This window comes from Sphingomonas azotifigens NBRC 15497 (assembly GCF_002091475.1).
GTDB lineage: Bacteria > Pseudomonadota > Alphaproteobacteria > Sphingomonadales > Sphingomonadaceae > Sphingomonas > Sphingomonas azotifigens.
Genome location: NZ_BCTR01000002.1, coordinates 82,667 through 106,575, shown reverse-complemented (window position 1 = coordinate 106,575; position 23,909 = coordinate 82,667). Strand labels below are relative to the sequence as shown.

Genomic DNA, 23,909 nt, shown 5'->3' with positions numbered 1-23,909 from the left:
TAACGCAAACAAGCCCCGACGCATCCACGTCGGGGCTTGTTTGCGTTTGGCCGCCCGCAGCCGGTGTGCGGCTCCGTGGGACCAGACGCTCGCGCATCCGGCGGTGGCTTGAGATCAATGTCCCCGATAAACTCCGCCGCGCGAACGCCGCTCGTCTGCAGCTTGGCCCCCCAAGCTAGCGCCGACCCGTTCGAAAAAGGCACGATCCACTGCTGCCCTTGCCCCATCCCATTCGGGATGCCATTGCACCGCCAGCACTTCCGCGCCGCAGGGGCGCGCGGAGATCGCTTCGATCAACCCGTCGTCAGGCGAGCATGCTTCGATGGCCAGGCCGTCGCCTAGCCGGCCGATGCCTTCCCGGTGGACCGAATTCACGCTGATCCGGGCGCTCGGCGACAGCCCGCCCAGCAGCCCTCCTGGCGTGAGCGTTACATCGTGGCGCTGGTCGAACAATGCCTCAAACGGCAGGTCGCCGGCGCGGTGATGCTCCTCGCCAAGGTCGCGGCGTAGCGAGCCGCCGAACAGGACGTTGATCTCCTGCAGCCCGCGGCAGATCCCGAACACCGGCCGCCCGCTCTCGATCATCCGCTCGGCCAGCGCCAGAGCGACGCGGTCGCGCTGCGGGTCGGCGTGGGACTCCGGCACCGCGCGCCCGCCATAATGGTGGGGTTCGACGTCCGACCGCGAGCCGGTGAGCAGCAGCCCGTCCAGCCGCCCGGTGAGCGCTGCCACGTCGGCCACCTCCACCAGGGCGGGGACCAGCAGCACCGTCGCCCCCGAGATCCGCGACAGCGGCTCGATGAAGCGGCTGGCCACCGCCTGGATGGGCCGGTCCGCCACTTCGTTGCAGCAGAGCACGCCGATCACCGGCCGCCGGGCGGCCGGTGCGGGATCGCGGCGGACGAATCGGGCCATGCGCTCAGTCCACCCCTTCGGGCTGCGGCACCGTGCGCAGATAGGCGGTGTGTTCGGTCCAGCCGGCCGGGAACAGCGCCTTGGCGGCCTCCGTGTCCAGCGACGGCAGGATGATCACGTCGTCGCCCTGGTGCCAGTTGGCCGGGGTCGCGACCTTGTGCGCATCCGTCAGCTGCAGGCTGTCGATCGTGCGCAGCAGCTCGTCGAAGTTGCGGCCGGTCGAGGCGGGATAGGTGAGGGTGAGGCGCACCCGTTTGGCCGGATCGACCACGAACACGCTGCGCACGGTGTTGGTATCCGAGGCATTGGGGTGGATCAGGTCGAGCAGCGTTGCCACGCGGCGGTCGACATCGGCGATCAGCGGGAAGTTGAGCGCCGCGCCCTGCGTCCGCTCGATGTCGCCGGCCCAGGCGAGGTGCTGGGCGACCGCGTCGACCGAGAGGCCGATCGCCTTGACGTTCCGCTTGTCGAACTCGGGCTTGAGCTTCGCGACCGCGCCCAGTTCGGTGGTGCAGACGGGCGTGAAATCCTTGGGGTGGGAGAACAGCACGACCCAGCTGTCGCCGGCCCAGTCGTAGAAGTTGAGCGGGCCCTGCGTCGATTCCTGGGTGAAGTCTGGGAAGGTGTCGAGAATCTTGAGCGACATGGAAATCCTCCTGTGGCCGACGACCGGCAGGCACTAATGTCCCTTATATAGATAGGAATTGTAGCGAAGAAATTGTTGGGGCTGCAGAAGCGGCCGCGGGGGTGCGTGGATCGACGCGCATTGGCGTAAAAAGGCGCCCGTTGCAGGCGGTGCGCCGACGTGGGGTAAAGCCGAGCTTGAAGACGTAGACAGTTTTTGTACGTTCAAATCCTATAAATTGAATGGGAGTTTGTGCCTCGATATGTCGCGCGTGTCGCGCGCCAAAAGGGGGCAATATGCAATTTCCCATTACCGCTGCACTGTTCGCATGCGTCCTCGCGCTGCCCGCCGCCGGATCGCGCCCCGGCAGTGGGTGTCGCCAGCTTCGAGGCGCTGCCCAAGCCGTTGCCGCTGCCCTATGACGAGAAGGCCGATGCCGAAGCGGCGGTGAAGGCGGCCAAGGCGCGTGCGCTCAAGGGGCGCAAGCTGCTGCTGATCGATCTCGGCGGCAACTGGTGCCTCGATTGCCGCCTGCTCGCCGGGACGATCGAACTGCCCAAGCTCAAGCCTTGGGTGGCTCGGCATTATGAACTGGTGACCGTCGACATCGGCCGGTTCGATCGCAACCTTGCGATCCCGGTCCGCTACGGCGTCGGGTCGCGGCCGGAAGGCGTGCCCGCGCTGCTTGTTGTCGACCCCAAGACCGACAAGCTGCTGAACGCCGGGCGCGTTTCGGCACTGGCCGATGCCCGCAGCCTCACGCCGCAGGCGCTGGCCGACTGGCTGGCACAGTGGGCGCGATGAGGGGATCGTCAGGCGAACCGCTCCCGGGGGGAAGCATGCACGAAGAGACCATCGCTCCGAATAGTGCCGAAGATCAGGCCTGGGCCGATCTGCTGTCGCCGACGCGGCGCGGGCTGATCACCGGCTCGACGCTTGCGGCGGCGGGGATCGCCGCCACCGGGTTGGGGGTCGGGGTGGCGGAAGCCCAGAGTCAGGCCCCGCTGGGCGATCCCAACTTCCGCCCGGTCCTGCCGTCGCGCGACGTGGGCAAGAGCCCCTGGGGAGACAGGACCGCGCTCGAGCCGGCCACCCGCCCGCTGAGCATCCGTCCCGAAGGCGGCGACGGCCTGCCCGACCGCCCGCGGCCCTACACGGCGGTGAAAAGCTATCACGCGCACATCTATTTCGATGAGGACAATTATCCCAAGGCCGCGCGGCTTCGCCGATGGGTGATCGAACGCTTTCCGGTCGAGCTGGGCAACTGGAACCTCACGCCGCGCGGGCCGCATGTGACGCCGTCCTTCTATTTCGGCTTCACCAATGATCTGCTGCCGGTGGTGGTGCCGTGGCTGCAGCTCAACAGCCTGGGGCTGACGATCCTGCTGCACCCCAACACCGACGATCCACGCGCCGACCATCTCTACTACACGCTGTGGGTGAACCGCTCGCAGCCGGTCAACGCCTTCAACTGGAAGAAGGCCGGCGAGCCCGGTGCCGAACCCATCGAGCGGATCTATCCCAACATCTGCCCGACCCACCCGCTGGAGGTGTGACCTCGCGGCCCGTCGTCCCGGTCAGAAGGCCGGCACGACGGGCCGTCACATTTTTTGGCGATGAACGCCTTCACCTCCGGGCTGCGCAGCGCCGCGACCAGCTTCTGCACGCGCGGATCGTTCTTCGCGCTTTCCGGCCCGACCACGAAATTGACGTACGGGCTGTTCTTGTCCTCGATCGCCAGCGCGTCGCGCGTCGGATTGAGCTTGGCGTCGAGCGCATAGTTGGTGTTGATCAGCGCGAGATCGACCTGGTCGAGTACGCGCGGCAGCGTCGCCGCCTCCAGCTCGCGGAACACCAGCCCGCGCGGGTTGCTGGCGATGTCCTTGGGCGTGGTGGTCGCATTGTTCGGGTCGCGCAGCGTGATCAGATGCTCGCGGCCGCTGTGGACGACCGTGCCGACCGACTTGGTGGCGGAGGCATAGAAAAGATCGGTCCCCACCGCCGTCGCGGGGTGGAAGCCGAACGCCAGCACCAACAGCGGCTTCATCAGCGAGCCGCCGCCGACGCCGGTCACGCCGACGAGCACGCCAGCGATCGAATATAGGGGATTGATGTCCGCCAGGATCATAGCCGCCTCGCCATCGGAGTGCCGGTAGCAAACGACACCGGCAATCGGGTGCGGACCGGCGGATCACAGGCCGTGCCCGCCATGGTTGATAGGCACGCGCCCTATGAGGGGAGCAACTTCCCCTTTCAAGCGGCGTAGCTCTTATCGCTTCCCCACCGAACGAGTGGGAATATCTTGCCGGCCATGACAGTGCATTGCGGTTTCACGGAAGCGATCCCCGAGGTCCACAGGGGCGAGGCGGCCTCGCCTCGATGACGGGGACGTACGGAGACGCCCGCCCCGATACGGACGAATGGAACGTCGCGGAGATCGCCGCCGGGCTGTTCGTCGCCCGCGAGGATTGGCGCGCCGCCTACCGGCCGGGCCCGTGCGCGCTGGTGCGCTTCCCCTCGCGACGGCGGCTGGAGCTGATCCTCTCCGATCTCTCGGGCGCGCTGTTTCCGTTGCGGCTGGGGCCGAGCTCGGTGCTCGCCGAGAACGAGGCCGGCTATGTCGAGCAGGCGCTCGGCCGGGCGCTGGCGGCGCTGCGCGACCAGGTGCAGCTGGAAATCGTCGCGCGCTGCACGACCCCCGAGCCCGAGGCGCGGGCGGAGGCCGGGCGGATCGTCGCGGCCTTTGCGCAGGAACTGCCGGCCATCCGCCGCGTGCTCGATAGCGATATCGAGGCGGCCTATGCCGGCGATCCCGCGGCGCGCAGCGTCGACGAGGTCCTGATCTGCTATCCCGGCATCCAGGCGGTGATCCCCTATCGGCTGGCGAACAGCCTGTACCGGCACGGCGCGCCGCTGATCGCGCGCGTGATCGCCGAGATCGCCCATTCGCAGACCGGCATCGACATCCATCCGGGCGCCAGCATCGGCGGCAGCTTCTTCATCGATCACGGCAACGGCGTGGTGATCGGCGAGACCGCGATCGTCGGCGAGCGCGTGCGGATCTACCAAGCGGTCACCCTGGGCGCGCGCAGCTTCCCCTCGGAGAAGGACGGTACCCTCACCAAGGGCATGGCGCGGCACCCGATCGTCGAGGACGATGTGGTGATCTATGCGGGCGCGACGATCCTCGGGCGCGTCACCGTGGGCGCGGGCGCGGTAATCGGCGGCAATGTCTGGCTCACCGAGAGCGTGCCGCCGGGCAGCGTGATCCACCAGGCTTTTGCTGAGCGCGCACGGGGCGGCGCCTCCGCGCTGCCGAGGGGCAATGTCGTCGAGGAAGCCGACCCCAACGCGGCGCGGGGGCTCATCTAACGAATGGCGACGACCAAGAGAAACGGCGACACTGGGGTGGTGGTGAAAGCATAAGTTCTTTCATGTGAAAGCGTTGCTTCAGTTGAGCGATTGTCATTGATCCCATGCCCAAATTTATTTTCCTATAAGAAATGTAGGAAATAAACCGATCCCGAAAATCTCGGGGGTCGCAAAAATGGCAAGAGCCAGCATATTTCTCGCAACGACGGTGCTGACGGCAGTCCACCTCGTGATCGCACCTGCGCGTGCGCAGGATGTTGTTGGGAGTGACACCGGCGGTACGGATACCAGCCCCATCATCGTGACCGGGGTACGCGGCGCGCCGCGCACCATCGCCAAAAGCCCCGCGCCGATCGACGTGGTGGGCGCAGACAAGCTCCAGGGCACCGGCGCGGCCGAGTTCGGCGAGGCGCTGACCAAGCTGCTGCCTTCGCTCAATTTCGGCGCCACCAATGCCGGAGTCTTCTCGATCGGGCGTCCGGTCACCAATCGCGGCCTGTCCCCGGCCTATACGCTGGTACTGGTCAACGGAAAGCGGCGGCATAACGGCGCGTTCCTCAACAACAGCCCGACCGACACGTCGGGCGCCAACCCGGTCGACCTGGATCTGATCCCGACCAGCGCGATCGACCGGATCGAGGTGCTGAAGGATTCGGCCGCCGCCCAATATGGCAGCGATGCGATCGCCGGCGTCATCAACATCCAGCTCGCGGACAAGCCCGGGCTGACCGGCGATTTCACCTATGGCACGCTCTACGATGCCAAGGGCGACCCCGACAGCTGGAAGGGCACGCTGCGCTACGGCACGAAGATCGGCGACAAGGGCGGCTTCCTCACCGTGAGCGGCGATGTGCGCAAGCGGGGCGGCGCGTGGTGGAACCTGCCGGCTACCGATACCAACCTCTATGGCCTGCCTGCCGGGCGGACGGTCGACCAGGTGGTGGCGACCAGCGGCCTCACCCGTGCGCAGGTCGACGCGAATATCGCGGCCGCCAATGCCCGCAACGCGCAGTGGAACCGCGACGGCGCGCATAATGGCGACCCGCAGATCAAGGCGTTCAACTTGGGCTACAACGCCAAGCTGCCCTTGTCCGCCAATGTCAGCCTCTACAGCTTCGGCACCTATGGCGAGCGCGATGCCCAGATCGGCAACAATTTCCGCCGCCCCAACAGCACTGCGAACTTCACCGCGCTGTTCCCCGACGGCTATTATCCGCTCAACAACATCGCCGAGGACGACTTCCAGTTCGTCACCGGCCTGCGCGGTACGCTGGCGGGCTGGGATTTCGACGTTTCCTCGTCGTTCGGCCGCAACTTCAGCCACCAGTTTTCGAACCTGTCGGTCCGGCCGTCGCTCGGGGCCGCCAGCCCGACCAAATGGTCGAACCTCGCGAATTTCGAGTTTCGCCAATGGACCCACAATGTCGATCTGCACCGCAGCGTCGACATCGGCTTGGCCAAGCCGCTGGAAATCTCGATCGGCGGCGAATATCGGCTCGATCGCTTCCGCACCTTTGCCGGCGATCCGCTCGCCTATCAGCCCGCGACCTACACCTTCCGACCGGGCGACCAGCAATATGACTGGAATGTCGGGCGCGTCGCCTCGCCGGTGGTGCAGGGCGCGATCGTCCTGTCGCCGGCGGACCAGGCCGATATCGCCCGGAAAGTCTATGCCGGCTATGTCGACCTTGGCATCTACCCCAGCGAGGCCTGGTATGTCGGCGTCGCGATTCGTACCGAACATTATGGCGACGGATCGGGCAGCCCGACCGGCTTCAAGCTCAACAGCCGCTATGAGCTGACGCCGACGCTGGCGCTGCGCGGCACCGTGGGCACCGGCTTTCGTGCGCCGTCGCTGACCCAGATCGGCTATGCGCAGACCGACGGCCGTACCTCCTCCTTCTTCAACGCCGCGACCGGCCAGACCGAGCTGCGCCCGACCGTGGCCAAGCTGGTTACCGCCACCTCGACGGTCGGCCGGCTGCTCGGTGCGCAGCCGCTCAAGGCCGAGAAGAGCCTGAATGCCGGGCTGGGCGTGGTGTTCACCCCGGCACCTGCGCTGTCGGTCACGCTCGACGGCTATTACATTCGCATCCGAGATCGCATCGAGCGCACCGGCCGCCTGTTCGGCCCCGGCATTTCGGCGATCCTCGCGGCGAACGGACTTTCGGACATCGAGCAGGCGGAATATTTCATCAACGCCGCCAACACCGAGACCAAGGGCTTCGATCTCGTCGCCGACTATAGCCGCACGCTCGGGCGGTTCGGCAGGCTCGGCGCGACGCTGGCGTTCAACTATTCCAGGACCAAGGTCACCGATGTCGTCGCCACCCCGTCGCAACTCTTCGGCGCCAACGGCGCGTCGCTGCTGGGCGCGGGCTCGGCCTTTTTCGGCGGCGACAAGATCGGCGAGCTGGAAGTGCTGCAACCGCACACCAAGCTGGTCAGCACGCTCAGCTGGCAGAAGGGCATTTTCGGCGTCAACGTCACCGGCACCCGCTATGGCGCCTATACGCAGCGCACCGCGGCCGGGGACGATCGTTCCTTCGGCGCGAAGTTCATCACCGATGCCAGTATCAGCGCCAAGGTGACCCGGTTCGCGACGCTGTCGATCGGCGCGACCAACCTGTTCGACGTGCGGCCCGAAACCAATGGGCCCGGCAATCCCCAGACGGGGCAGGGCTATTATGGCCCGTCTCCCTTCAATCCGGCAGGTGGCTATTATTATGGACGGATCGCACTTGCATTCTGATCGCCGGGGCTTTCTCGTCGGCGCGGGCGCCGTGGCGCTGTCCGCCTGCGGCCGCGGCGGGACGGGCGGTCGCACCCGGCTGGTGCTGGGCGACCAGGTCCATCTGCTCCAGTCCAAGGCGGCAGCGGCGGGGGCGCTCGGCAACCTCGCCTACGATGTCGAATGGGCCAACTTCGTTGGCGCGGCCCCGCTGCTCGAGGCACTAAACGCCGGGGCGGTGGATACCGCGCCAGCGGGGGACCTGCCGGTCGTGCTGGCGGCGGCGGCCAAGGTGCCGCTCAAGGTCATCGCCGCGTCGGTTTCCGCGCCTCGCGACATCGGCATCCTCGTGCCGCCCGGCTCGCCGATCCGCTCGGTTGCGGGGCTTGCCGGCCACCGTGTCATCGTCTCGAGCGCGCGCGGCAGCATCGCGCATTATCTGCTGCTGGAAGCGCTCAAGGAAGCGAAGCTCGATCGGCACAAGGTCGACATCGGCTTCATGCTCCCCAACGATGCCGCCGCGGCGTTCGCCGCCGGGCGGATCGATGCCTGGGCGACGTTCGGCACCTACCAGATCGCCGCCGAGCAGCGCGGCGCCCGCCTGCTGCGCGACGGGCAGGGTATCAATACCGGTCTCTCGGTGATCGCGGCATCGGACGCGGCGCTGGCCGATACCGGAAAGCGCGCCGCGCTCAAGGACGTGCTTGCGCGCTTCCGCAATGCGAGCCTCTGGGCGCGGGCGCACCCTGCCGACTATGCACGGGTCCTCGCCAAGGCGACCGGGATGGACCCCAAGCTGGCGCAACTGGTGGTCGATCGCCAGAACCCGCTTCTGGTGGCGCCCGACGCCGCGGTCATCGGTCCGCTCCAGCGCGTCGTCGACCGCTTCCATGCCGATGGCGAACTGCCGGCGCATGTCGACGTCGCGTCGATCGTCGATGCGAGCCTCTTTCCCGCCTGAGCGGCGGTGTGCCGTCGATCGCCCGATCGCACCCAGGGCACGGAGTGCGAGGTTGGCGGCCGCGCGCACACGCGACGTCGCTTGAGCATTTCCGATCGGTGTCAGGATCGAACTCGTTTGCTCGACGGAACAATTCATACTGAATTGATGGGCAATTGGCCCTCGCGAGCCACTTCTCCAGACGTCAGGGAATGAGAATGCAATTCGGGGTACGCGCGATCGCTCTTGTTTCGACGTCCATGGCGGTGCTGGCGCTGACCCAGCCCGCTGCCCATGGCGCCATCGCTCCGGAGCCCGACAAGGCAGCGACGCCGAGCGAGCCGGATGCCCCGCAGTCGGGCGATATCGTCGTCACGGCGCAGCGGCGGGAAACCAGCCTGCAGAAGACGCCGATCGCGATTTCCGCCTTCACCCCCGAGACGCTGGAGCAACGCAACATCCAGAACGTCCGCGATCTTGCCGGGCAGATTCCCAACCTGTTCGTTGCGCGCACCTCGATCAGCCACACCACCCAGACCTTCTCGCTGCGCGGGGTGGGCGAGTCCGATCCCATCCAGGAGCCGGTGCTCGCCGTCTATGTCGACGACGTCTATGTGCCCCGCCAGATCGGCTCGATGACCGAGTTCGTCGACCTGGAGCGGGTCGAGGTGCTGCGCGGGCCGCAGGGGACGCTCTATGGCCGCAATTCCAGCGCTGGCGCGCTGCGTATTATCACCCGCGATCCAGACCAGACCACGCATTTCGTCGGCGAGCTCGGCTATGGCAGCTTCAACGACGTCCAGGTGCGCGGGCTGGCAAGCGGGCCGCTGTCCGACACGCTGGCGGCCAGCATCGCCTATATCCACCGCACCCGCGACGGCGTGACCTGGGACCCGACGCTCGGCCACGATGTCAACCGCATCGACCTGGACTCGCTGCGCGGCAAGCTGCGCTTTACCGGTATCGCCAATCTCGACGCGCAGCTGACGGGGAACCTAACCCGCGACCGCAGCGACACCCGGTCCTATATCCCGGTCAGCCAGCCGGGTACGTTCAACCGAAGATACTCCTATTCGGAAGTCGAGCCGGTGCAGAATCTGGACGGCTCAAGCGCAGCGCTGCGCCTGCGCTACACCCTTTCGCCGCAGCTAAGCCTGAAGTCGGTGAGCGCGGTCGGCGGGTTCGATCTCAATCCGGTCGCTTATGACAATGACGGGCAGGCGGCGCTGATCCAGAAAAACCTGATCCATTACAACGACAAGTACATCAACGAAGAAATCCAGCTGAACGGCGACTATGGTGCGCTGACCTTCACCGCCGGGCTGTTCTATCTGCACGAACGCTTCTTCGTCGAGCGCGACGGGTTCAGCCGCACTGGGACCGCCTCCACCGCGCCGGTGAGCAAGCTGCGCGCCCACAACGTGACCTACACCGATGCCTATGCGATTTTCGGCGAGGCGACCTATCGCGTCGGGCCGATCTTCAGCCTGACCGGCGGCCTACGCGGCACGATCGAGCGCAAGCGCTTCACCTTCGACAACAAGGTGATCGACGACAACCGCCAGGTCGTCTCCCAGTCGATCCAAGGCAGTGCAGCGGACACCTGGCGGGCACTCACCCCCAAGGTGTCGCTCCAGGCGCAATGGTCGCCCGAGGTGCTGCAATATCTGAGCTTCGCGCGCGGCTTCAAATCGGGCGGGTTCGACAATCGCGCCACCCGGCTCGACCTCGCGACGCTGCCGTTCAACCCGGAAAAGGTCTCGACCTATGAGGGCGGGCTCAAGGTAACCGCGCTGGCCAAGGCGCTGCACAGCAACCTGGCCCTATTCTACAACGACTATCGCGACCTGCAGGTATCGTTTTACGATCCCGCCTATGTCGGTTCGCGGCGCGGCAACGCCGGCAAGGCGCATAGCTGGGGGATCGAGCTGGAAAACGACCTGCGCGCGACCGCGCGGCTCTCGCTCCAGGCCGCTGGCGGCTATCTCAAGGCGAAGTACGACGCATATAAGGGGGCGGGCGGCGCGGGCGTGAACGCCGATGGCAATCCGCTGGTCAATGCGCCCGAGTGGAGCTTTTCGGGCGGCGGCACCTACACGCTGCGGCTGCAGGGCACGGCGCATCTGCGCTTCTCGGCGACCGCCCAGTATCAGAGCAGCTTCTACACCAGCGCGCTGCACCGCCCGCAGGACCGGGTGCCGGGCCAGACCTTCGTCAACGGCGCGATCACCTGGGCCGCGAAGGACGATCGCGTCCAGATCGCGCTGGAGGGCAAGAACATCCTCGGCGCCGATGCGCCGGTAGGCACCGCCTACACGCCGTCGACCGGCATCTATTACAAGAATTATCCGGACCCCGCGACGGTGCTGCTCCGGCTGCGCCTGACCCGATAGCGGAGAGGGGCGGGCAGGCGGCGATCCGCTCGGCTAATGCGGGCGATTGAGCCCAGCTAATATGCGCCCAAGCAATCCTCCTTGGAGCAGCCTAATGCCTATCGATACACTAGGTATTAATCGAGGTGTTCATGTCGTCTGCCGGTCCACCGTTTCCGCCCCCGTCGCGTCGCGCCGCCCTGATCGGGCTGGGGGCGCTGAGCCTTGCCGGATGCCACGGCCGCAGCGGGGCGAAGCCGCTCCGCGTCTCGATCACCGGCAAGGGCGACGCCGATTACCGGCTGGCCTTCCGCGCGGCCGGGATAACGCCCGGTTTCCCGATCCAGTACAGCGAGTTCCAGGCAGGCAACCTGGTCGTCGAGGCGCTCAACGGCGGCTCGCTCGATGTGGGATCGATGAGCGAGATCCCGCCGATCTTCGCCGCCGCCTCGTCGATCCACAGCTTCCGCCAGATCGCGGTGGCGCGCAGCGACGTGAAAAACCAGGCGCTGCTCGTGCCGCGGGGGTCGCCGATCCGGTCGCTGGCCGATCTGAAGGGCAAGCGCATCGGCTTTGTCCGGGCGACGACGACGCATTATTTCCTGATCCGCATGTTGCAGTCGGTGGGACTCGGCTGGTCCGACATTCAGCCGATCGCGATGAACGTCAGCGACGGCGCGGCGGCATTTTCGCAAGAGTCGCTCGATGCATGGGCGATCTATGGCTATCCGATCCAGCGCGCCGTCGCCAAGGATGGCGCGCGGGTACTGAAGACGGCGCTGGGCTTCCTTTCCGGCAACTATGTCTTCACCGCGCATCACAAGGCGCTGGACGATCCCGAGCGCGTCGCGCAGATCGGTAGTTATCTTAAGCTGATCCGCCAGGCGCGCGACTGGACGAACAGCCACCAAGCCGAATGGGCGAAGATCGTCGCCCAGGCGGTGGGCGTGCCGCTGCCCTTCGTCGAGGATGGGCTCAACCACCAGAGCGAGCCGACCCGGCTGCTGCCCGTCAGCGATGCCGCCATCCAGTCCCAGCAGCAGGTGGCGGACACCTTCGCCGCCGCCGGGCTGGTCCCCAAGGTGGATGTGCGTCCGCTGTGGGACACCCGTTTCCACGACCTTCTCGCCCAAGGAGCCTGACCATGGCCACGCTTGCCCTCGCCCCCGAGATCGCCCCCGGCCCGGTGCCGCAGCAGCTGCTAGACCGTATTACCCGCACGCTTGCGAGCCAGGCCGAAGCCTATGACCGCAGCGGCGAATTCCCGCATGCGAGTTTCGACCTGCTGGCGCGCGAAGGGTTGATCGGCCTCACCGTTCCGCCGCAGTTCGGCGGACGCGGTGCCGGCCTTGCCGAGGCGCTGCGGGTGCTCGGTGCGGTGTCGAAGGGCGATCCCTCGGTCGGCCTGATCCTGTTCATGACCTACAGCTTCCATGCCGGGAAAGGGGATCGCTGGCCGCCCGAGCTCTATGCCCGCCTCGCCCGCGAGGCGGCGGAGGGGCGTGGGCTGATCGGTTTCTTCCGCGTCGAGCCAGAACTCGGCACGCCGGTGCGCGGCGGCATTCCCGCCACCACCGCGCGCCGCACGAAGGAAGGCTGGGCGCTGACCGGCACCAAGATCTATTCGACCGGATCGACCGGGCTCGACTGGTACGGCGTCTGGGCCAAGACCGACGAGCCCGAGCCGCGCCTCGGCAACTTCCTGGTGCCCGCCGGTACGCCCGGTGTGACGATTCACCCGGCCTGGGACCATCTCGGCATGCGCGCGACGGTAAGCCACGCGGTCGAGTTCCGCGATGCGCCGATTCCTGCCGCCTACGCGGTGGACCTGCGCCGGCCGGAGGAATGGCTGCCCAAGCCGGGCGACTCCGCGCCCCTGCTGTGGAACGCGCTGGCGATCTCGACCATCTACGACGGAGCTGCCCGGGCGGCGCGGGGCTGGCTTGCGGGCTATCTGAACGAGCGGGTGCCGAGCAACCTCGGCGCATCGCTTGCTACGCTGCCGCGGGTGCAGGAGAAGTTCGGCGAGATCGAGGCGCTGCTGCAGGTCAACGCCACGCTGATCCGCACGGCAGCCGAGGCCGCGGACGCGGGCGATCCACCTTCCGCAACGGCGGCGAACAACATCAAGTTCGTCGCCACGTCCAATGCGATCCGCGCCGTCGAGATCGGCCTGCAGCTCACCGGCAATCCGGGGCTCACCCGGCGTAATCCGCTCGAGCGGCATTATCGCGACGTGCTGTGCAGCCGCATCCATTCGCCGCAGGACGATACCATCCTTGTCGCCGCCGGCCGCGCCGGGCTGGGAATCGTCGCATGAGCCTGGTGATCGCCAACCAGCTGGGACCCGAGTTCGGCGCCTTGCTCGCGGCCCATCCGGTCGCACCGACGATCATCGACGCGCCGGAGGAGCGGCCCTGGGAAGCTGCCGCCGAGGCCGACGTGCTGATCGTGCGGCCTGCCCCCGCCTGGCGGGCGGCGCCGGCAGCGCAGAAGCCGGGGCTGTGGCCCGGTCGGCTGCGCTGGGTCTGTGTCGCCTCGGTGGGCGTGGACTATTATCCGCCCTGGCTGCTCGACGCACCTTTGGTCAGCTGCGGGCGCGGTGTCGCCTCGGAAGAGATTGCCGACTATGTGATCGCCGCCATCTATGCGCAGGCCAAGGATCTGGTCGGCGCGGCGGTCACCGAGGCGGGGCAATGGGGCCCGCGCCAGCTCGGGCGGGTGCGCGGCACCACCGTCGGCATCCTCGGCTTCGGTGCGATCGGGCAGGCGGTGGCGCGGCGCGCGCTGGCGCTGGATGCGCAGGTGACGGCGGTGCGACGCCGCGATCGGCCCGCCGGTGTCGCTGGCGTGCAACTGCTTGGCAGCGCGGCGGACGTGGTTGCCTCGGCCGATCATCTGGTGATCGCGGTGCCGGCGACGGCGGAGACGCGGCACCTCGTCGATGCCGCGCTGCTGGCGCATGCCCTGCCGCATGCGCACCTGATCAACATCGCGCGCGGGTCGATCGTCGATCAGGAGGCGCTGCTCGCGGCACTCGATGCGGATCGCCTGGCCTTTGCCACGCTCGACGTGACCGATCCCGAGCCGTTGCCCGCCGGCCATCCGCTCTACACGCATCCCAAGGTGTGGATCACGCCGCACATCTCGGCCAATTACCTGGCGGTGCGCCACCTGCTGGCCGACAAGATCACCGCCGACCTCTCCCGCTTCGCGCGGGGCGAGCGGCCGTCCGATCTGGTCGATCCGGCCCTCGGCTATTGATCAGGCGGCCGCGCGCACCCCGTCCAGCGCGGCCAGCACGGTTTCCGCCTCGGTGCGCGTCAGCCAGTCCGGGCTGACATCGACGAAGCGGACGGTGGCGTCGGTGTCGATCACTAGGATCGTCGGCTGGGGCAGCGTCCAGCTGTTGGTGCCGGTCACCGCGCCGATCCAGCTGGCACCGGGGGCGATCTCGGGCTGGTCGCTCGGTTCGAAGGTGATGCCGAGCGCCTTGCCCAGTCGGTTGTCGGGATCGCTGGCGACGGGAAAGCCCAGGCCGTGGCGGTCGCGGATTTCGCCCAGCCGCTCGGGAAGCTGCGGGCTCACCGCGACCAGGCGGATGCCGCGTGCTTCCAGTGCGGGGCGCAGCGTCCGGTCGTAATGGGGAAGGGCGAGGTTGCAGGCTGGGCAGCCGGCAAAGCGGAAGAAGACCAGCGCCACCGGCCCTTCGGCCAGCAGCGTGTCGCGGGTCAGCGCCTCGCCGGTCGACGCGACCAGCAGGAAGGGGCCGACTCGCTCGCCAACCTGCACATGCTGGCGCGGATCGTAGCGTTCGATCAGTTCGGTGCGCTGCGCGGCATTGGCCTGCAGCTGCGCGGGCGCCCAGCTGCGTTCGCGTTCGGCCTGGAGTTCGGCAAACAGGGTGGCGAGCTGCGTCATGGATGACCCTCCGATGGAAAGGAGGGAAGGCTAGGCGCGCGCGCGCGCGGCCGGAAATGAAACCGGCTGCGGTGCCATTGAGGATTGCTGATAGATCAGCGCTCGGCGACGAGCGCCCGGGTCAGCGTCGCCAGGCGGGTGCAGGCGTCGTCGAGCAACTCGCCGCTCTGGACGATGCAGGCCACCTTGGGCAGCGGCGGCAGCCGCGCATCCTCGGCCGTCGGCAGGTCGCTCAGGAACAGATGGGTGCGGCAGGTGACGCCGAGGCCGGCATGGACGGCGGCGCGCAGCGTCGACAAATTGGGCGTTTCCACCGCGATCCGGTAGCGCACGCCCGCGTCCTCGAGCGCGTGCATCGCCGCTTCGCGAAAGCGGCAGGGCGATTCGAGCACGGCAAGTGGGAGAACCTCGCGATCGAGCAGGTCGGTCGCGCCGAACCAGGCCATCGGCGTCACCGCCAGCGCGTCGGCGGCATTGGCGGCGGCGAAGCCAACGATCACGTCCAGCTCGCGCCGGCCAAGCAGCTCCTGCAGTTCCGCCGTACCGGCGACGCGGGCGAGGATCTCGGCTTCGGGGTGGAGTTCGGCGAACTGGGCGAGGAGACCGGTCAGCATCGTCTCGGCAAAGTCCTGCACCATGCCGACCCGCGCGGGGCCGGCGAACTTGCCCGCCGTCACTGCCGCCACCGCTTCGTCATGGAGGTTGAGCACGCGGCGGGCATAGTCGAGCAGCACCGCACCGGGCTGGGTGAGCACCAGCCGGCGGCCTTCGCGGTGGAACAGCGACTGCTGCACCAGCTCCTCCAGCCGCTTGATCTGTAGGCTGAGCGCGGACTGGGTGAGAAACACCTGCTCCGACGCCTGCAGCATGGAGCCGGTATCGACGATCGATACGAAGCTGCGCAGGATATTGGTCGGTAGATTCACCGGCATCGCGCCCATTCCCCTATGATTTTTATTTCCCAGTTATGCAGTAGGTTTAGCGTTGCTCAACAAAGCTTGCCTGCGCCCCCTCCAAGCTGGGCTTGGTCAGGCAAGCACCGCTTATATGCGCTCGCGTAAAACTCGATTGATGTGATGGGAATTAGGCGCAGGATTGCACCTCCATCGATCGAGGGGTGTCATGTCGCAGCACACGCGCAGAAATGGGTTCGCCTGGGGGGCGCGGTGGTTGTCGCCGATCGCCTTCCTGCTCGTGTGGGAGGCGGGATCGCGCACCGGCATCATTCCCGCCCGCACGCTCGCCGCACCCTCGACGGTGCTGTCGACGGGGCTCGAGATGCTGTGGAGCGGCGAGCTGCCGTCCAACCTGCTCGTATCCTTCTGGCGGATCGCACTGGGGCTGGGGTTCGGCGTCACCGCAGGCGTCGTGCTGGCGCTCGCCGCCGGTCTGTCGCGCAAGGGAGAGATCGCGCTCGATCCGCTCATGCAGATCAAGCGCACCATCCCCACGCTGGCGCTGACGCCCTTGTTCATCGTCTGGTTCGGGATCGGCGAGACGCCCAAGGTGGCGCTCATCGCGTTCGCCTGCACCTTCCCGGTCTATCTCAACCTCTATAGCGGCATCCGCAGCGCCGACGTGCGGCTGCTGGATGCGGCACGCAGCTTCGGCCTCAGCCGCGCCGAGCAGGTATGGCACGTGATCCTGCCGGCCGCGTTGCCCTCGCTGCTGGTCGGTCTGCGTTATGCGCTGACCATCTCGATCCTGGTGCTGGTGGTGGCCGAGCAGATCAATGCCTCAGCCGGCCTCGGCTACCTCGTCAACAATGCGCGGGACTTCATGCGGACCGACGTCATCGTCGTCTGCCTGCTGGTCTACGCCGCCCTCGGCCTCGCCGCCGACTGGCTGGTACGCGCGATCGAAGGCCGGGCCCTCGCCTGGCGCCCCAACCTGGTGGAGCAAGCCGCATGAGCATCGCCGAAATCGCCCGTGACATCGTCGTTCCCGTCGAATCTGCCGTAGAAGATGTCGCCGAGCCGGTGGTGCGTCTGCGGGGCTTTGTCCGCCGCTTCGGCCAGACCGAAGTGCTGCGCGGCCTCGATCTGGACATCGCCCCCGGCGAGTTCGTCGCGCTGCTCGGCCGATCCGGCAGCGGCAAGACCACGTTGCTGCGCACGCTGGCCGGCCTCGACGACGCGCGCGGGCAGCACGTGGCGGTGCCGACCTCGCGCGCCGTGGTGTTTCAGGATGCCCGGCTGCTGCCGTGGAAGCGGGTGTGGCGCAACGTCGCGCTGGGCCTGAAGGGCCCGCAGGTGCGAGAGCGGGCACAGGCGGCGCTGGTCGAGGTGGGCCTCGGTCATCGGCTCGAAGCCTGGCCGCTGACGCTGTCGGGCGGCGAGGCGCAGCGCGCGGCGCTGGCCCGGGCGCTGGTCCGCGAGCCGAGCCTGTTGCTGCTCGACGAGCCCTTCGCTGCGCTCGATGCGCTGACCCGGCACCGGATGCACGACCTCGTTCTGGCACTGTGGCGCAGCCACAAGCCCGCCGTGATGATGGTGACGCACGATGTCGACGAGGCAATCGCACTCGCCGACCGGATCGTGGTGCTCGATTCCGGTCGCATCCTCGCCGAGGAGCGGATCGCCGCCCCGCGCGGCGAACGCGTCGGGCTGAGCGCGGCGCTGCGCGAACGGCTGCTGTCGCTGCTCGGCGGCGAGCCGGCGGCGGACGTGGTGCCCTTCACCAAGGCGGCACGGCCATGAGCCTGGCGGCGGTGGTCCCGGCGGCCCGGCCCAATGTCGCCCGGCTGCGCCGCTTCGTCGGTGCGCTGGCGGAACTGGTCGAGCGCGAGCGCGACGAAGCGGTGTTGCTCGGCTCGGGCGCTTCACTGCTCGGTGCGCTGGTCGCCAGCGACGACTGGCTGCCCGAGGTCTATGCCCGACCGCATCCCGATCGCTACCAGCAATATCTGCTCCATTGCGACGCGCGCGAACGCTTCTCGGTCGTCAGCTTCGTCTGGGGGCCGGGGCAGCGCACGCCAGTGCACGACCACCGCGTCTGGGGTCTGGTCGGCGTTCTGCGCGGGCGCGAGCGGGTCCAATCCTTCGTCCGCCGAGCGGGCGTGCTGTTCCCCGCCGGACCCGAGCGCGAGCTGCGCGCCGGCGAGGTCGAGCATTTCTCGCCTGCGGGCGGCAACGATCTGCACCAGGTGTCGAACGGCGTCGCCAACGGCGTGTCGGTCAGCATCCATGTCTATGGCGCGAACATCGGCGCGGTCGAGCGCGCCACCTATGGCCCCGATGCGGAGCCCCGCCGCTTCGTCTCCGGCTACGCCAACACCGATCTCCCCAATCTCTGGGACCGTTCCGAGGAGCTTCGATGACCACGCCTGCCCAGATACGCGGTGCCCTGCTGACCAACCGCGAAATCGCCCTGATCGACCTGCGCGAGGAAGCCGCGTTTGCCCTCGGCCATCCGCTCTTCGCCGCGCAGATCCCGCTGCGACGGCTGGAAATCGAAGCCGAATGGCGCCTGCCGCGCCGCGCCGTGACGGTGGTGCTCTATGACGATGGCGACGGGCTGGTCGAGCCGGCCATCACGACGCTCCGCGCGCTCGGTTACACTGATGTCCATGCGCTGGAGGGCGGCCTCGCCGGGTGGCGCGACGCCGGCCATGAGCTGTTCGAGGATGTGAACAGCTACTCGAAGGCGTTCGGCGAGCTGGTCGAGCATCGTCGCCACACGCCTTCGCTGCCCGCCGAGGAAGTGCATGCGCTGATCCGCGAAAAGGCCGACATCGCCATCCTCGACGCGCGCCGCTTCGACGAATATCGCACGATGAGCATCCCCACCGGCGTCAGCGCGCCGGGCGCCGAGCTGGTGCTGGCGGCGAAGGCGGTGGCGCCCGATCCCGACACGACGATCATCGTCAATTGCGCGGGCCGCACGCGCAGCATCATCGGCGCCCAGTCGCTGATCAACGCCGGCGTGCCGAACCCGGTCTTTGCCCTCCGCAACGGCACCATCGGCTGGACCCTGGCGGGACAGGGGCTCGATACCGGCCAGACCCGCCAGGCACCCGAGCTTCCGCTGGAAGGCGCCGACGAGGCGCGGCTGCGCGCCCGCAACGTCGCCTATCGTGCCGGGGTGAAGCGCATCGGCCTCGCCGATCTCGCCGAGTTGGAGCGGGACACCAGTCGCACCCTCTACCGTTACGACGTGCGCCAGCCCACCGCGTTCGAGGCCGGGCATATCCCCGGCTTCCGCAATGCGCAGGGCGGCCAGCTTGTGCAGGAGACCGATCACAACGCCCCGGTGCGCGGCGCGCGCATCGTCGTTGCCGACGACCTGGGCCCACGCGCCGACATGACCGCCTCCTGGCTCGCCCAGATGGGCTGGGAGGTGCTGGTGCTCGATGGCGGATTCGACGGTCCGCTGGAGACCGGCAGCGACGGCGCGCCGCGGCCCCGCGGTTCCGAGGGCCGCTACAAGCGCCCCTATGAGGGCACCGACAACAAGGCCGCGGCGATGCAGGCCTATCTCGATTGGGAATATGGCCTGGTCGACCAGCTCGCCCGCGACGGCACCCACGGTTTTCACGTCCTCTGACACCCGGGAGTAGGTCCATGACCGTCAAGTTCATCGGCTATATCGGCTTCAACGATCATTCGGAGATCCATGCCGGCACTCGCTCGCGCATTCTCGACAGGGACTATGTCGAAGCGGCGGCGCGCGCGCAGGAAGCGGGTGGATTCGACCGGGTGCTGATCCCGTTCAGCTCGGCCTCGCCCGAAAGCCAGATCGTCGCGGCGCATGTGGCGGCGATCACCACCAGGCTTGGCTTTCTTGTCGCGCACCGGCCCGGCTTCACCCAGCCGACGCTCGCCGCGCGCCAGCTGGCCACGCTCGACCAGCTGAGCGGCGGCCGGGTTGCGGTGCACATCATCACCGGCGCTGCCGACGAGGAGATGGCGCGCGACGGCGACCATAGCATCAAGGCCGATCGCTATGCCCGCAGCGACGAATATGTCGGCCTGCTCAAGCAGGAATGGACCGCCGCCGGCCCGTTCGATCATGATGGCCGCTTCTACCATGTGAAAGGTGCGTTCAGCGCGATCAAGCCGGACAACCTGCCGGTGTTCTTCGGCGGCGCATCGCCCGAGGCGATCGACGTCGCCGGTCGCCATGCCGATGTCTATGCGCTGTGGGGCGAGACGCACGAGCAGGTGCGCGAGATCGTGGCGCGCGTCCGCGCCTCGGCGGCGCGCTACAATCGCCGGCCGGGCTTTTCGCTGTCGCTGCGCCCGGTGATCGCCGAGACCGAGGAAGCCGCCTGGAAGCGCGCCGACGAGATTGTCGAGCAGGTGCGCGCCGCGCGCGCGGCGGCGGGCCTGCCGTTGACCGATCACCAGCCGCCCAATGACGGCGCCCGCCGCCTGTTGGAGACGGTCAGGACCGCGCCCCGTAACGGGCGGCTGTGGACCGCCGTCGCCGCGCTTACCGGGGCGCAGGGAAACAGCACCGGCCTGGTCGGCACGCCCGAGCAGGTCGCCGACGCGCTGCTCGACTATTACGATCTCGGCATCGATCATTTCCTGATCCGCGGCTTCGAACCGCTGGCGGACTCGATCGCCTATGGCCGCGACCTGATCCCGCTGGTTCACGAAAAGGTCGCCGCGCGTGATGCCGCGCGGGAGGTTGCGCTTGCCAGCTGATGGGACACGGCGGGCCTTTGTCTCCGCCGCCGGGCTGGGTGCCCTGGCGCTGGCGGCGGGATGTCGGGGGAAGGGCGGTAGCGCACGGGTGCTCAAGGTCGCGAACCAGAAGGGATCGACCAAGGCACTCTTGACCGCCGTGGGCGTGCTGGCGGGCGCGCCCTACCGGATCGAATGGTCCGAATTCCCGGCCGCGCAGAATCTGCTCGAAGCGGTGGGCAGCGGCGCCGCCGATGTCGGGCTGGTCGGCGATGCGCCCTTCGTCTTCGCCTATCGCAACGGCAGCCCGGTCAAGGCGGTGTCGGTCCAGCGCTCGGCCGGCGGCCGCGAGGCGCTGGGAATCGCAGTGCCGCCGGGCTCGCCGATCCGCAGCCCCGCCGATCTGGTGGGCAAGAAGATCGCCAGCACGCGCGGCTCGATCGGCCATTATCTGCTGCTCGAGGTGCTGGAGCGCGCCGGTATCGCCTATGACCGGGTGCAGGTGATCTTCCTGTCGCCGGCCGATACCAAGAGCGCGTTCGACGCCCGCTCGATCGACGCCTGGGCGACCTGGACGCCGTATCTGACGCTCGCGCTGAACGGCGGCGCGCGGCTGATCGCGGATGCCGAGGACTATGGCCCGCTCTTCCGCTTCGAAGTCGCCAACGAAGCGGCGATCCGGGACAAGGCCGATCTGCTGCGCGACTTCCTGGCGCGCGAGGCCAAGGCGCTCGACTGGTCCGCGGCCCATCCGCACGCATGGGCGGTGGCGCTCGCCCGCGATACCGGACTGGCGCCGGCGGTCGCCGAGCAATTCGTCCGCAAATATCGCCACGCGCCCGCTGCGCTCGACAGCGCGTTGGCCGCACATCTCGACGCGGTCGCCGCCCGCTTCGCGCGGGCTGGGCTGCTCAAGCCGTCCGGGCGCCCGGCGGCCGAGGTGCTGGTCCCGCTGCGATGATCCTTCCTTCCCCGTTTTCGGAGTGACTCCATGGCTACCGTGCTCGAACGCCCCGCACCCAAGACGATTTCCGATGCCGAATGGCAGGTCCGTGTCGACCTTGCCGCCTTCTATCGCTTGTCCGCGCTCTATGGCTGGGACGATCTGATCTTTACCCATATCTCGGCGCGGGTGCCGGGGCCGGACCATCATTTTCTGATAAACCCGTTCGGGCTCGGCTTCGACGAGATCACCGCCTCCAGCCTAGTCAAGGTCGATCTCGACGGCAATCTGATCGATCCGGGCGACTATGGCATCAACTATGCCGGCTATGTGATCCATTCGGCGGTGCATGCCGCGCGACCGGACGCACATTTCATCGCACATTTCCACTCGCCGGACGGCACCGCCGTTTCCTCCCATGCCGAAGGGCTGCTGCCGCTCAACCAGAAGGCGCTCGCGATCATCCCGCGGCTCAGCTACCACGACTATGAAGGCGTGGCGCTCAACCTCGACGAACGCGAGCGCCTCGCCGCCGACCTTGGCGACACCAAGATCATGCTGCTGCGCAACCACGGCACGCTCGCGCTGGGCGAGAGCGTGGGGGAAGCGTGGCTCAACATCTATTCGATCGAATCCGCCTGCACCGCGCAGGTCCGCACGCTGTCGATCGGCCGCGAGCATGTGTTGATCGCGCCGGAGGCCGCGCAGGAGGAAGTGCGCCGCCAGATGGCCGAGCGACGTGCCGTCGATCGCGGCGGTGGGCGCAATATCTTCCAGCTCGTCTGGGAAGCGGCGCTGCGCAAGCTCGATCGGCATTCCCCCGGCTACGACCAGTAATTCGCTGTCCGCTCCCTTCGCGGAATCCCTGGGGCGGGTGCCTTGGCGCTCGCCCCTCTTTCTCGTTTCCTCGGCTTGAGCGCTTCTCATCAGCGGATCAGCCATTCGCATTTCCCGTGCTTCGCACGCTCCCATAGCCTCTGCCCATCTTTCAGGAGCACCGAACATGAGCGACCGTCAGTTACGGCTTGGCTTCATCCTGCACGGCGTCGGCCCCGGTTGGGACGATTGGCGGCACCCCGACGCGCAGGTCGATGCCAGCACCAATTTCGGCTTCTACAAGCGCCAGGCGCTGGCCGCCGAGCGCGGCAAGTTCGATTATCTGTTCGTCGCCGACAGTGTCTCGATCAACGCGCGTTCCAGCCCGCATTATCTCAACCGGTTCGAGCCACTGACCATCCTGTCGGCGCTCGCCGCCGTCACCGAGCGGATCGGCCTCGTTGCCACGATCACCGTCAGCTATACCGAGCCGTTCAATATCGCCCGCCAGCTCGCCTCGCTCGATCACATCAGCGGCGGCCGCGCCGGCTGGAACGTGGTGACCTCGTGGCTGGAGGGCAGCGCCGCCAATTTCGGCAAGGCGGAGCATCTGGCGCACGACGTCCGCTATCGGCTCGCCGCCGAATATCTCGACGTGGTGAAGGGGCTGTGGGACAGCTGGGAAGACGATGCGCTGGTGCGCGACAAGGCGACCGGCCAGTTCCTCGATCCCGACAAGCTGCACGAACTCAACCACAGGGGCGAGTTCCTGTCGGTGAAGGGGCCGCTCAACATTTCCCGCTCGCCGCAGGGCCAGCCGGTGATCTTCCAGGCCGGCGCCTCGGAGGATGGCCGCAACTTTGCGGCGAAACATGCCGAAGCGATCTTCGTCGCGCATGAAGGGCTGGCCGATGCTCAGGCCTATTATGCCGATCTCAAGGCGCGCGCCGCCGGCTTCGGCCGCGATCCCGACAAGGTGCTGATCGTGCCTGGCGCGCGGCCGGTGATCGGCTCGACCGAGGCGGAAGCGGACCGCAAATACCGGGAACTGACCGAACTGGTCACGCTGGAAAATGCGCTGCGGGCGCTGGGCCGTTCGTTCAACGACCACAACTTCAGCGTCTATGATCCCGATGGGCCGTTCCCCGAAGCGGTGATCGCGGAAGGGCTGCGCAGCAACCAGAGCGCTTCCACCCACATCGTCGAGACCGCCGGGCGCGAGAAGCTGAGTCTGCGGGAACTGGCGCTGCGCTTCGCCACGCCGCGCTCGCCCTTTGTCGGCACGCCCGAGCAGGTGGCGGACGCGCTCCAGCACTGGTTCGAGGCGCGCGGCGCGGACGGTTTCAACACCTTCGAATCGCTGCCCGGCGAACTCGACCTGTTCGTCGACGAAGTCGTGCCGATCCTGCAACGTCGCGGCATCTACAAGCGCGACTATCCCGGCCGGACCTTCCGCGACACGCTGGGGCTCGACGTGCCGGTCAACCGCTACACCGCCGCACGGGCGCTGCGCAGCGCCGCCTGAGCGGGCCGGGCGCTGTGCCGCCCGGCGCCGCCGCGCTTCTTAATCCAGACAGGGAATTTGATGTACCTTCGATCGCCTCGTCCGGCCGCCTCTTCGCTCGCGCTCCTTTTGGCTGCGAC

Annotated in this window: 22 protein-coding genes; 17 read left to right on the top strand and 5 right to left on the bottom strand. The window is 67.7% G+C overall.

The genetic code is table 11. From position 1 onward, the window contains the following. Positions 1 to 114 precede the first annotated feature (114 nt). Together SAZ01S_RS01865 and SAZ01S_RS01860 are read right to left on the bottom strand one after the other, a co-directional pair. On the bottom strand, positions 115 to 915 hold the full coding sequence (locus SAZ01S_RS01865; protein ID WP_174596072.1) for a gamma-glutamyl-gamma-aminobutyrate hydrolase family protein: 801 nt from the start codon (positions 913 to 915) through the stop codon (positions 115 to 117). A 4-nt stretch (positions 916 to 919) separates the two neighbouring features. Then, on the bottom strand, positions 920 to 1,561 hold the full coding sequence (locus SAZ01S_RS01860) for a peroxiredoxin (protein ID WP_084579493.1): 642 nt from the start codon (positions 1,559 to 1,561) through the stop codon (positions 920 to 922). 294 nt (positions 1,562 to 1,855) lie between these two features. On the opposite strand from SAZ01S_RS01860, the gene SAZ01S_RS01855 reads away from it, so the two are divergent. Both SAZ01S_RS01855 and SAZ01S_RS01850 read left to right on the top strand, forming a co-directional pair. Then, entirely contained in the window at positions 1,856 to 2,344 is a 489-nt protein-coding gene (locus tag SAZ01S_RS01855; protein ID WP_084579507.1) for a thioredoxin family protein, read from the top strand. Between the two features lie 35 nt (positions 2,345 to 2,379). After that, positions 2,380 to 3,096 carry a DOPA 4,5-dioxygenase family protein gene (locus SAZ01S_RS01850; protein ID WP_084579491.1) on the top strand — a complete coding sequence of 239 codons (717 nt, stop codon included), beginning with the start codon at positions 2,380 to 2,382 and terminating at the stop codon, positions 3,094 to 3,096. On the opposite strand, the gene SAZ01S_RS24205 is transcribed toward SAZ01S_RS01850, so the two are convergent. Next, positions 3,057 to 3,668, bottom strand: a complete 612-nt coding sequence (locus tag SAZ01S_RS24205) for a MetQ/NlpA family ABC transporter substrate-binding protein (RefSeq protein ID WP_139809895.1) — start codon at positions 3,666 to 3,668, stop codon at positions 3,057 to 3,059. The two genes, SAZ01S_RS01850 and SAZ01S_RS24205, sit on opposite strands and share 40 nt — an antisense overlap. A gap of 251 nt (positions 3,669 to 3,919) precedes the next feature. Here SAZ01S_RS24205 and epsC point away from each other — a divergent pair, with 251 nt between their 5' ends. The 7 genes from epsC (at position 3,920) to SAZ01S_RS01810 (ending at position 14,219) form a co-directional block, all read left to right on the top strand. Next, a complete protein-coding gene (epsC, locus tag SAZ01S_RS01840; protein WP_084579489.1) occupies positions 3,920 to 4,912 on the top strand; it encodes a serine O-acetyltransferase EpsC in 993 nt (330 codons plus the stop codon). A gap of 175 nt (positions 4,913 to 5,087) precedes the next feature. Then, positions 5,088 to 7,664 carry a TonB-dependent receptor plug domain-containing protein gene (locus SAZ01S_RS01835; RefSeq protein ID WP_084579487.1) on the top strand — a complete coding sequence of 859 codons (2,577 nt, stop codon included), beginning with the start codon at positions 5,088 to 5,090 and terminating at the stop codon, positions 7,662 to 7,664. Then, positions 7,654 to 8,604 (top strand): ABC transporter substrate-binding protein, encoded by a 951-nt coding sequence (locus tag SAZ01S_RS01830; protein WP_218018001.1) that lies wholly within the window; start codon positions 7,654 to 7,656, stop codon positions 8,602 to 8,604. The genes SAZ01S_RS01835 and SAZ01S_RS01830 overlap by 11 nt, the downstream gene beginning before the upstream one ends. A 197-nt stretch (positions 8,605 to 8,801) precedes the next feature. Further along, entirely contained in the window at positions 8,802 to 10,976 is a 2,175-nt protein-coding gene (locus SAZ01S_RS01825) for a TonB-dependent receptor (protein WP_245824505.1), read from the top strand. Between the two features lie 131 nt (positions 10,977 to 11,107). Next, a complete protein-coding gene (locus SAZ01S_RS01820; RefSeq protein ID WP_084579481.1) occupies positions 11,108 to 12,097 on the top strand; it encodes an ABC transporter substrate-binding protein in 990 nt (329 codons plus the stop codon). A gap of 2 nt (positions 12,098 to 12,099) precedes the next feature. After that, positions 12,100 to 13,275, top strand: coding sequence for an acyl-CoA dehydrogenase family protein (locus SAZ01S_RS01815; protein WP_084579479.1), 1,176 nt, complete (start codon positions 12,100 to 12,102; stop codon positions 13,273 to 13,275). Then, on the top strand, positions 13,272 to 14,219 hold the full coding sequence (locus tag SAZ01S_RS01810) for an NAD(P)-dependent oxidoreductase (protein ID WP_084579477.1): 948 nt from the start codon (positions 13,272 to 13,274) through the stop codon (positions 14,217 to 14,219). The genes SAZ01S_RS01815 and SAZ01S_RS01810 overlap by 4 nt, the downstream gene beginning before the upstream one ends. Here the strand turns inward: SAZ01S_RS01810 and SAZ01S_RS01805 are convergent, their stop codons facing one another. Together SAZ01S_RS01805 and SAZ01S_RS01800 are read right to left on the bottom strand one after the other, a co-directional pair. Further along, complete coding sequence (locus SAZ01S_RS01805; RefSeq protein WP_084579475.1) at positions 14,220 to 14,876, bottom strand: peroxiredoxin-like family protein; 657 nt, start codon at positions 14,874 to 14,876, stop codon at positions 14,220 to 14,222. A 95-nt stretch (positions 14,877 to 14,971) separates the two neighbouring features. Continuing rightward, entirely contained in the window at positions 14,972 to 15,808 is an 837-nt protein-coding gene (locus SAZ01S_RS01800; RefSeq protein ID WP_084579503.1) for a LysR substrate-binding domain-containing protein, read from the bottom strand. Positions 15,809 to 15,998: 190 nt separating this feature from the next. Between SAZ01S_RS01800 and SAZ01S_RS01795 the strand changes: the two genes are divergently transcribed. The 8 genes from SAZ01S_RS01795 to SAZ01S_RS01760 all read left to right on the top strand — a co-directional run bounded on the left by SAZ01S_RS01795 (position 15,999) and on the right by SAZ01S_RS01760 (position 23,790). Next, on the top strand, positions 15,999 to 16,787 hold the full coding sequence (locus SAZ01S_RS01795; RefSeq protein ID WP_084579473.1) for an ABC transporter permease: 789 nt from the start codon (positions 15,999 to 16,001) through the stop codon (positions 16,785 to 16,787). Then, entirely contained in the window at positions 16,784 to 17,575 is a 792-nt protein-coding gene (locus SAZ01S_RS01790; protein WP_084579471.1) for an ABC transporter ATP-binding protein, read from the top strand. The genes SAZ01S_RS01795 and SAZ01S_RS01790 overlap by 4 nt, the downstream gene beginning before the upstream one ends. After that, positions 17,572 to 18,195, top strand: a complete 624-nt coding sequence (locus tag SAZ01S_RS01785; RefSeq protein ID WP_084579469.1) for a cysteine dioxygenase family protein — start codon at positions 17,572 to 17,574, stop codon at positions 18,193 to 18,195. Before SAZ01S_RS01790 ends, SAZ01S_RS01785 begins: the two co-directional genes overlap by 4 nt. Then, positions 18,192 to 19,421, top strand: coding sequence for a rhodanese-like domain-containing protein (locus tag SAZ01S_RS01780; protein ID WP_084579467.1), 1,230 nt, complete (start codon positions 18,192 to 18,194; stop codon positions 19,419 to 19,421). The genes SAZ01S_RS01785 and SAZ01S_RS01780 overlap by 4 nt, the downstream gene beginning before the upstream one ends. Before the next feature lie 17 nt (positions 19,422 to 19,438). Then, complete coding sequence (locus SAZ01S_RS01775) at positions 19,439 to 20,527, top strand: LLM class flavin-dependent oxidoreductase (protein ID WP_084579465.1); 1,089 nt, start codon at positions 19,439 to 19,441, stop codon at positions 20,525 to 20,527. Then, positions 20,517 to 21,467, top strand: coding sequence for an ABC transporter substrate-binding protein (locus tag SAZ01S_RS01770; RefSeq protein ID WP_167693037.1), 951 nt, complete (start codon positions 20,517 to 20,519; stop codon positions 21,465 to 21,467). The genes SAZ01S_RS01775 and SAZ01S_RS01770 overlap by 11 nt, the downstream gene beginning before the upstream one ends. A 30-nt stretch (positions 21,468 to 21,497) precedes the next feature. Continuing rightward, positions 21,498 to 22,286: a class II aldolase/adducin family protein gene (locus SAZ01S_RS01765; protein ID WP_084579461.1), complete on the top strand. Its 789-nt coding sequence runs from the start codon at positions 21,498 to 21,500 to the stop codon at positions 22,284 to 22,286. 166 nt (positions 22,287 to 22,452) lie between these two features. Next, the gene (locus SAZ01S_RS01760; RefSeq protein ID WP_084579459.1) at positions 22,453 to 23,790 is read left to right on the top strand and encodes an LLM class flavin-dependent oxidoreductase; all 1,338 of its coding nucleotides are present in this window, start codon (positions 22,453 to 22,455) and stop codon (positions 23,788 to 23,790) included. Positions 23,791 to 23,909: the final 119 nt, after the last annotated feature.

Excerpts from the sequence above, each read along its gene's own strand:
- SAZ01S_RS01865 (WP_174596072.1), bottom strand. The coding sequence starts at position 915 with ATGGCCCGATTCGTCCGCCGCGATCCCGCACCGGCCGCCCGGCGGCCG.
- SAZ01S_RS01860 (WP_084579493.1), bottom strand. The coding sequence starts at position 1,561 with ATGTCGCTCAAGATTCTCGACACCTTCCCAGACTTCACCCAGGAATCG.
- SAZ01S_RS01850 (WP_084579491.1), top strand. The coding sequence starts at position 2,380 with ATGCACGAAGAGACCATCGCTCCGAATAGTGCCGAAGATCAGGCCTGG.
- SAZ01S_RS24205 (WP_139809895.1), bottom strand. The coding sequence starts at position 3,668 with ATGATCCTGGCGGACATCAATCCCCTATATTCGATCGCTGGCGTGCTC.
- epsC (WP_084579489.1), top strand. The coding sequence starts at position 3,920 with ATGACGGGGACGTACGGAGACGCCCGCCCCGATACGGACGAATGGAAC.
- SAZ01S_RS01835 (WP_084579487.1), top strand. The coding sequence starts at position 5,088 with ATGGCAAGAGCCAGCATATTTCTCGCAACGACGGTGCTGACGGCAGTC.
- SAZ01S_RS01825 (WP_245824505.1), top strand. The coding sequence starts at position 8,802 with ATGCAATTCGGGGTACGCGCGATCGCTCTTGTTTCGACGTCCATGGCG.
- SAZ01S_RS01820 (WP_084579481.1), top strand. The coding sequence starts at position 11,108 with ATGTCGTCTGCCGGTCCACCGTTTCCGCCCCCGTCGCGTCGCGCCGCC.
- SAZ01S_RS01815 (WP_084579479.1), top strand. The coding sequence starts at position 12,100 with ATGGCCACGCTTGCCCTCGCCCCCGAGATCGCCCCCGGCCCGGTGCCG.
- SAZ01S_RS01810 (WP_084579477.1), top strand. The coding sequence starts at position 13,272 with ATGAGCCTGGTGATCGCCAACCAGCTGGGACCCGAGTTCGGCGCCTTG.
- SAZ01S_RS01805 (WP_084579475.1), bottom strand. The coding sequence starts at position 14,876 with ATGACGCAGCTCGCCACCCTGTTTGCCGAACTCCAGGCCGAACGCGAA.
- SAZ01S_RS01800 (WP_084579503.1), bottom strand. The coding sequence starts at position 15,808 with ATGCCGGTGAATCTACCGACCAATATCCTGCGCAGCTTCGTATCGATC.
- SAZ01S_RS01795 (WP_084579473.1), top strand. The coding sequence starts at position 15,999 with ATGTCGCAGCACACGCGCAGAAATGGGTTCGCCTGGGGGGCGCGGTGG.
- SAZ01S_RS01790 (WP_084579471.1), top strand. The coding sequence starts at position 16,784 with ATGAGCATCGCCGAAATCGCCCGTGACATCGTCGTTCCCGTCGAATCT.
- SAZ01S_RS01785 (WP_084579469.1), top strand. The coding sequence starts at position 17,572 with ATGAGCCTGGCGGCGGTGGTCCCGGCGGCCCGGCCCAATGTCGCCCGG.
- SAZ01S_RS01780 (WP_084579467.1), top strand. The coding sequence starts at position 18,192 with ATGACCACGCCTGCCCAGATACGCGGTGCCCTGCTGACCAACCGCGAA.
- SAZ01S_RS01775 (WP_084579465.1), top strand. The coding sequence starts at position 19,439 with ATGACCGTCAAGTTCATCGGCTATATCGGCTTCAACGATCATTCGGAG.
- SAZ01S_RS01765 (WP_084579461.1), top strand. The coding sequence starts at position 21,498 with ATGGCTACCGTGCTCGAACGCCCCGCACCCAAGACGATTTCCGATGCC.
- SAZ01S_RS01760 (WP_084579459.1), top strand. The coding sequence starts at position 22,453 with ATGAGCGACCGTCAGTTACGGCTTGGCTTCATCCTGCACGGCGTCGGC.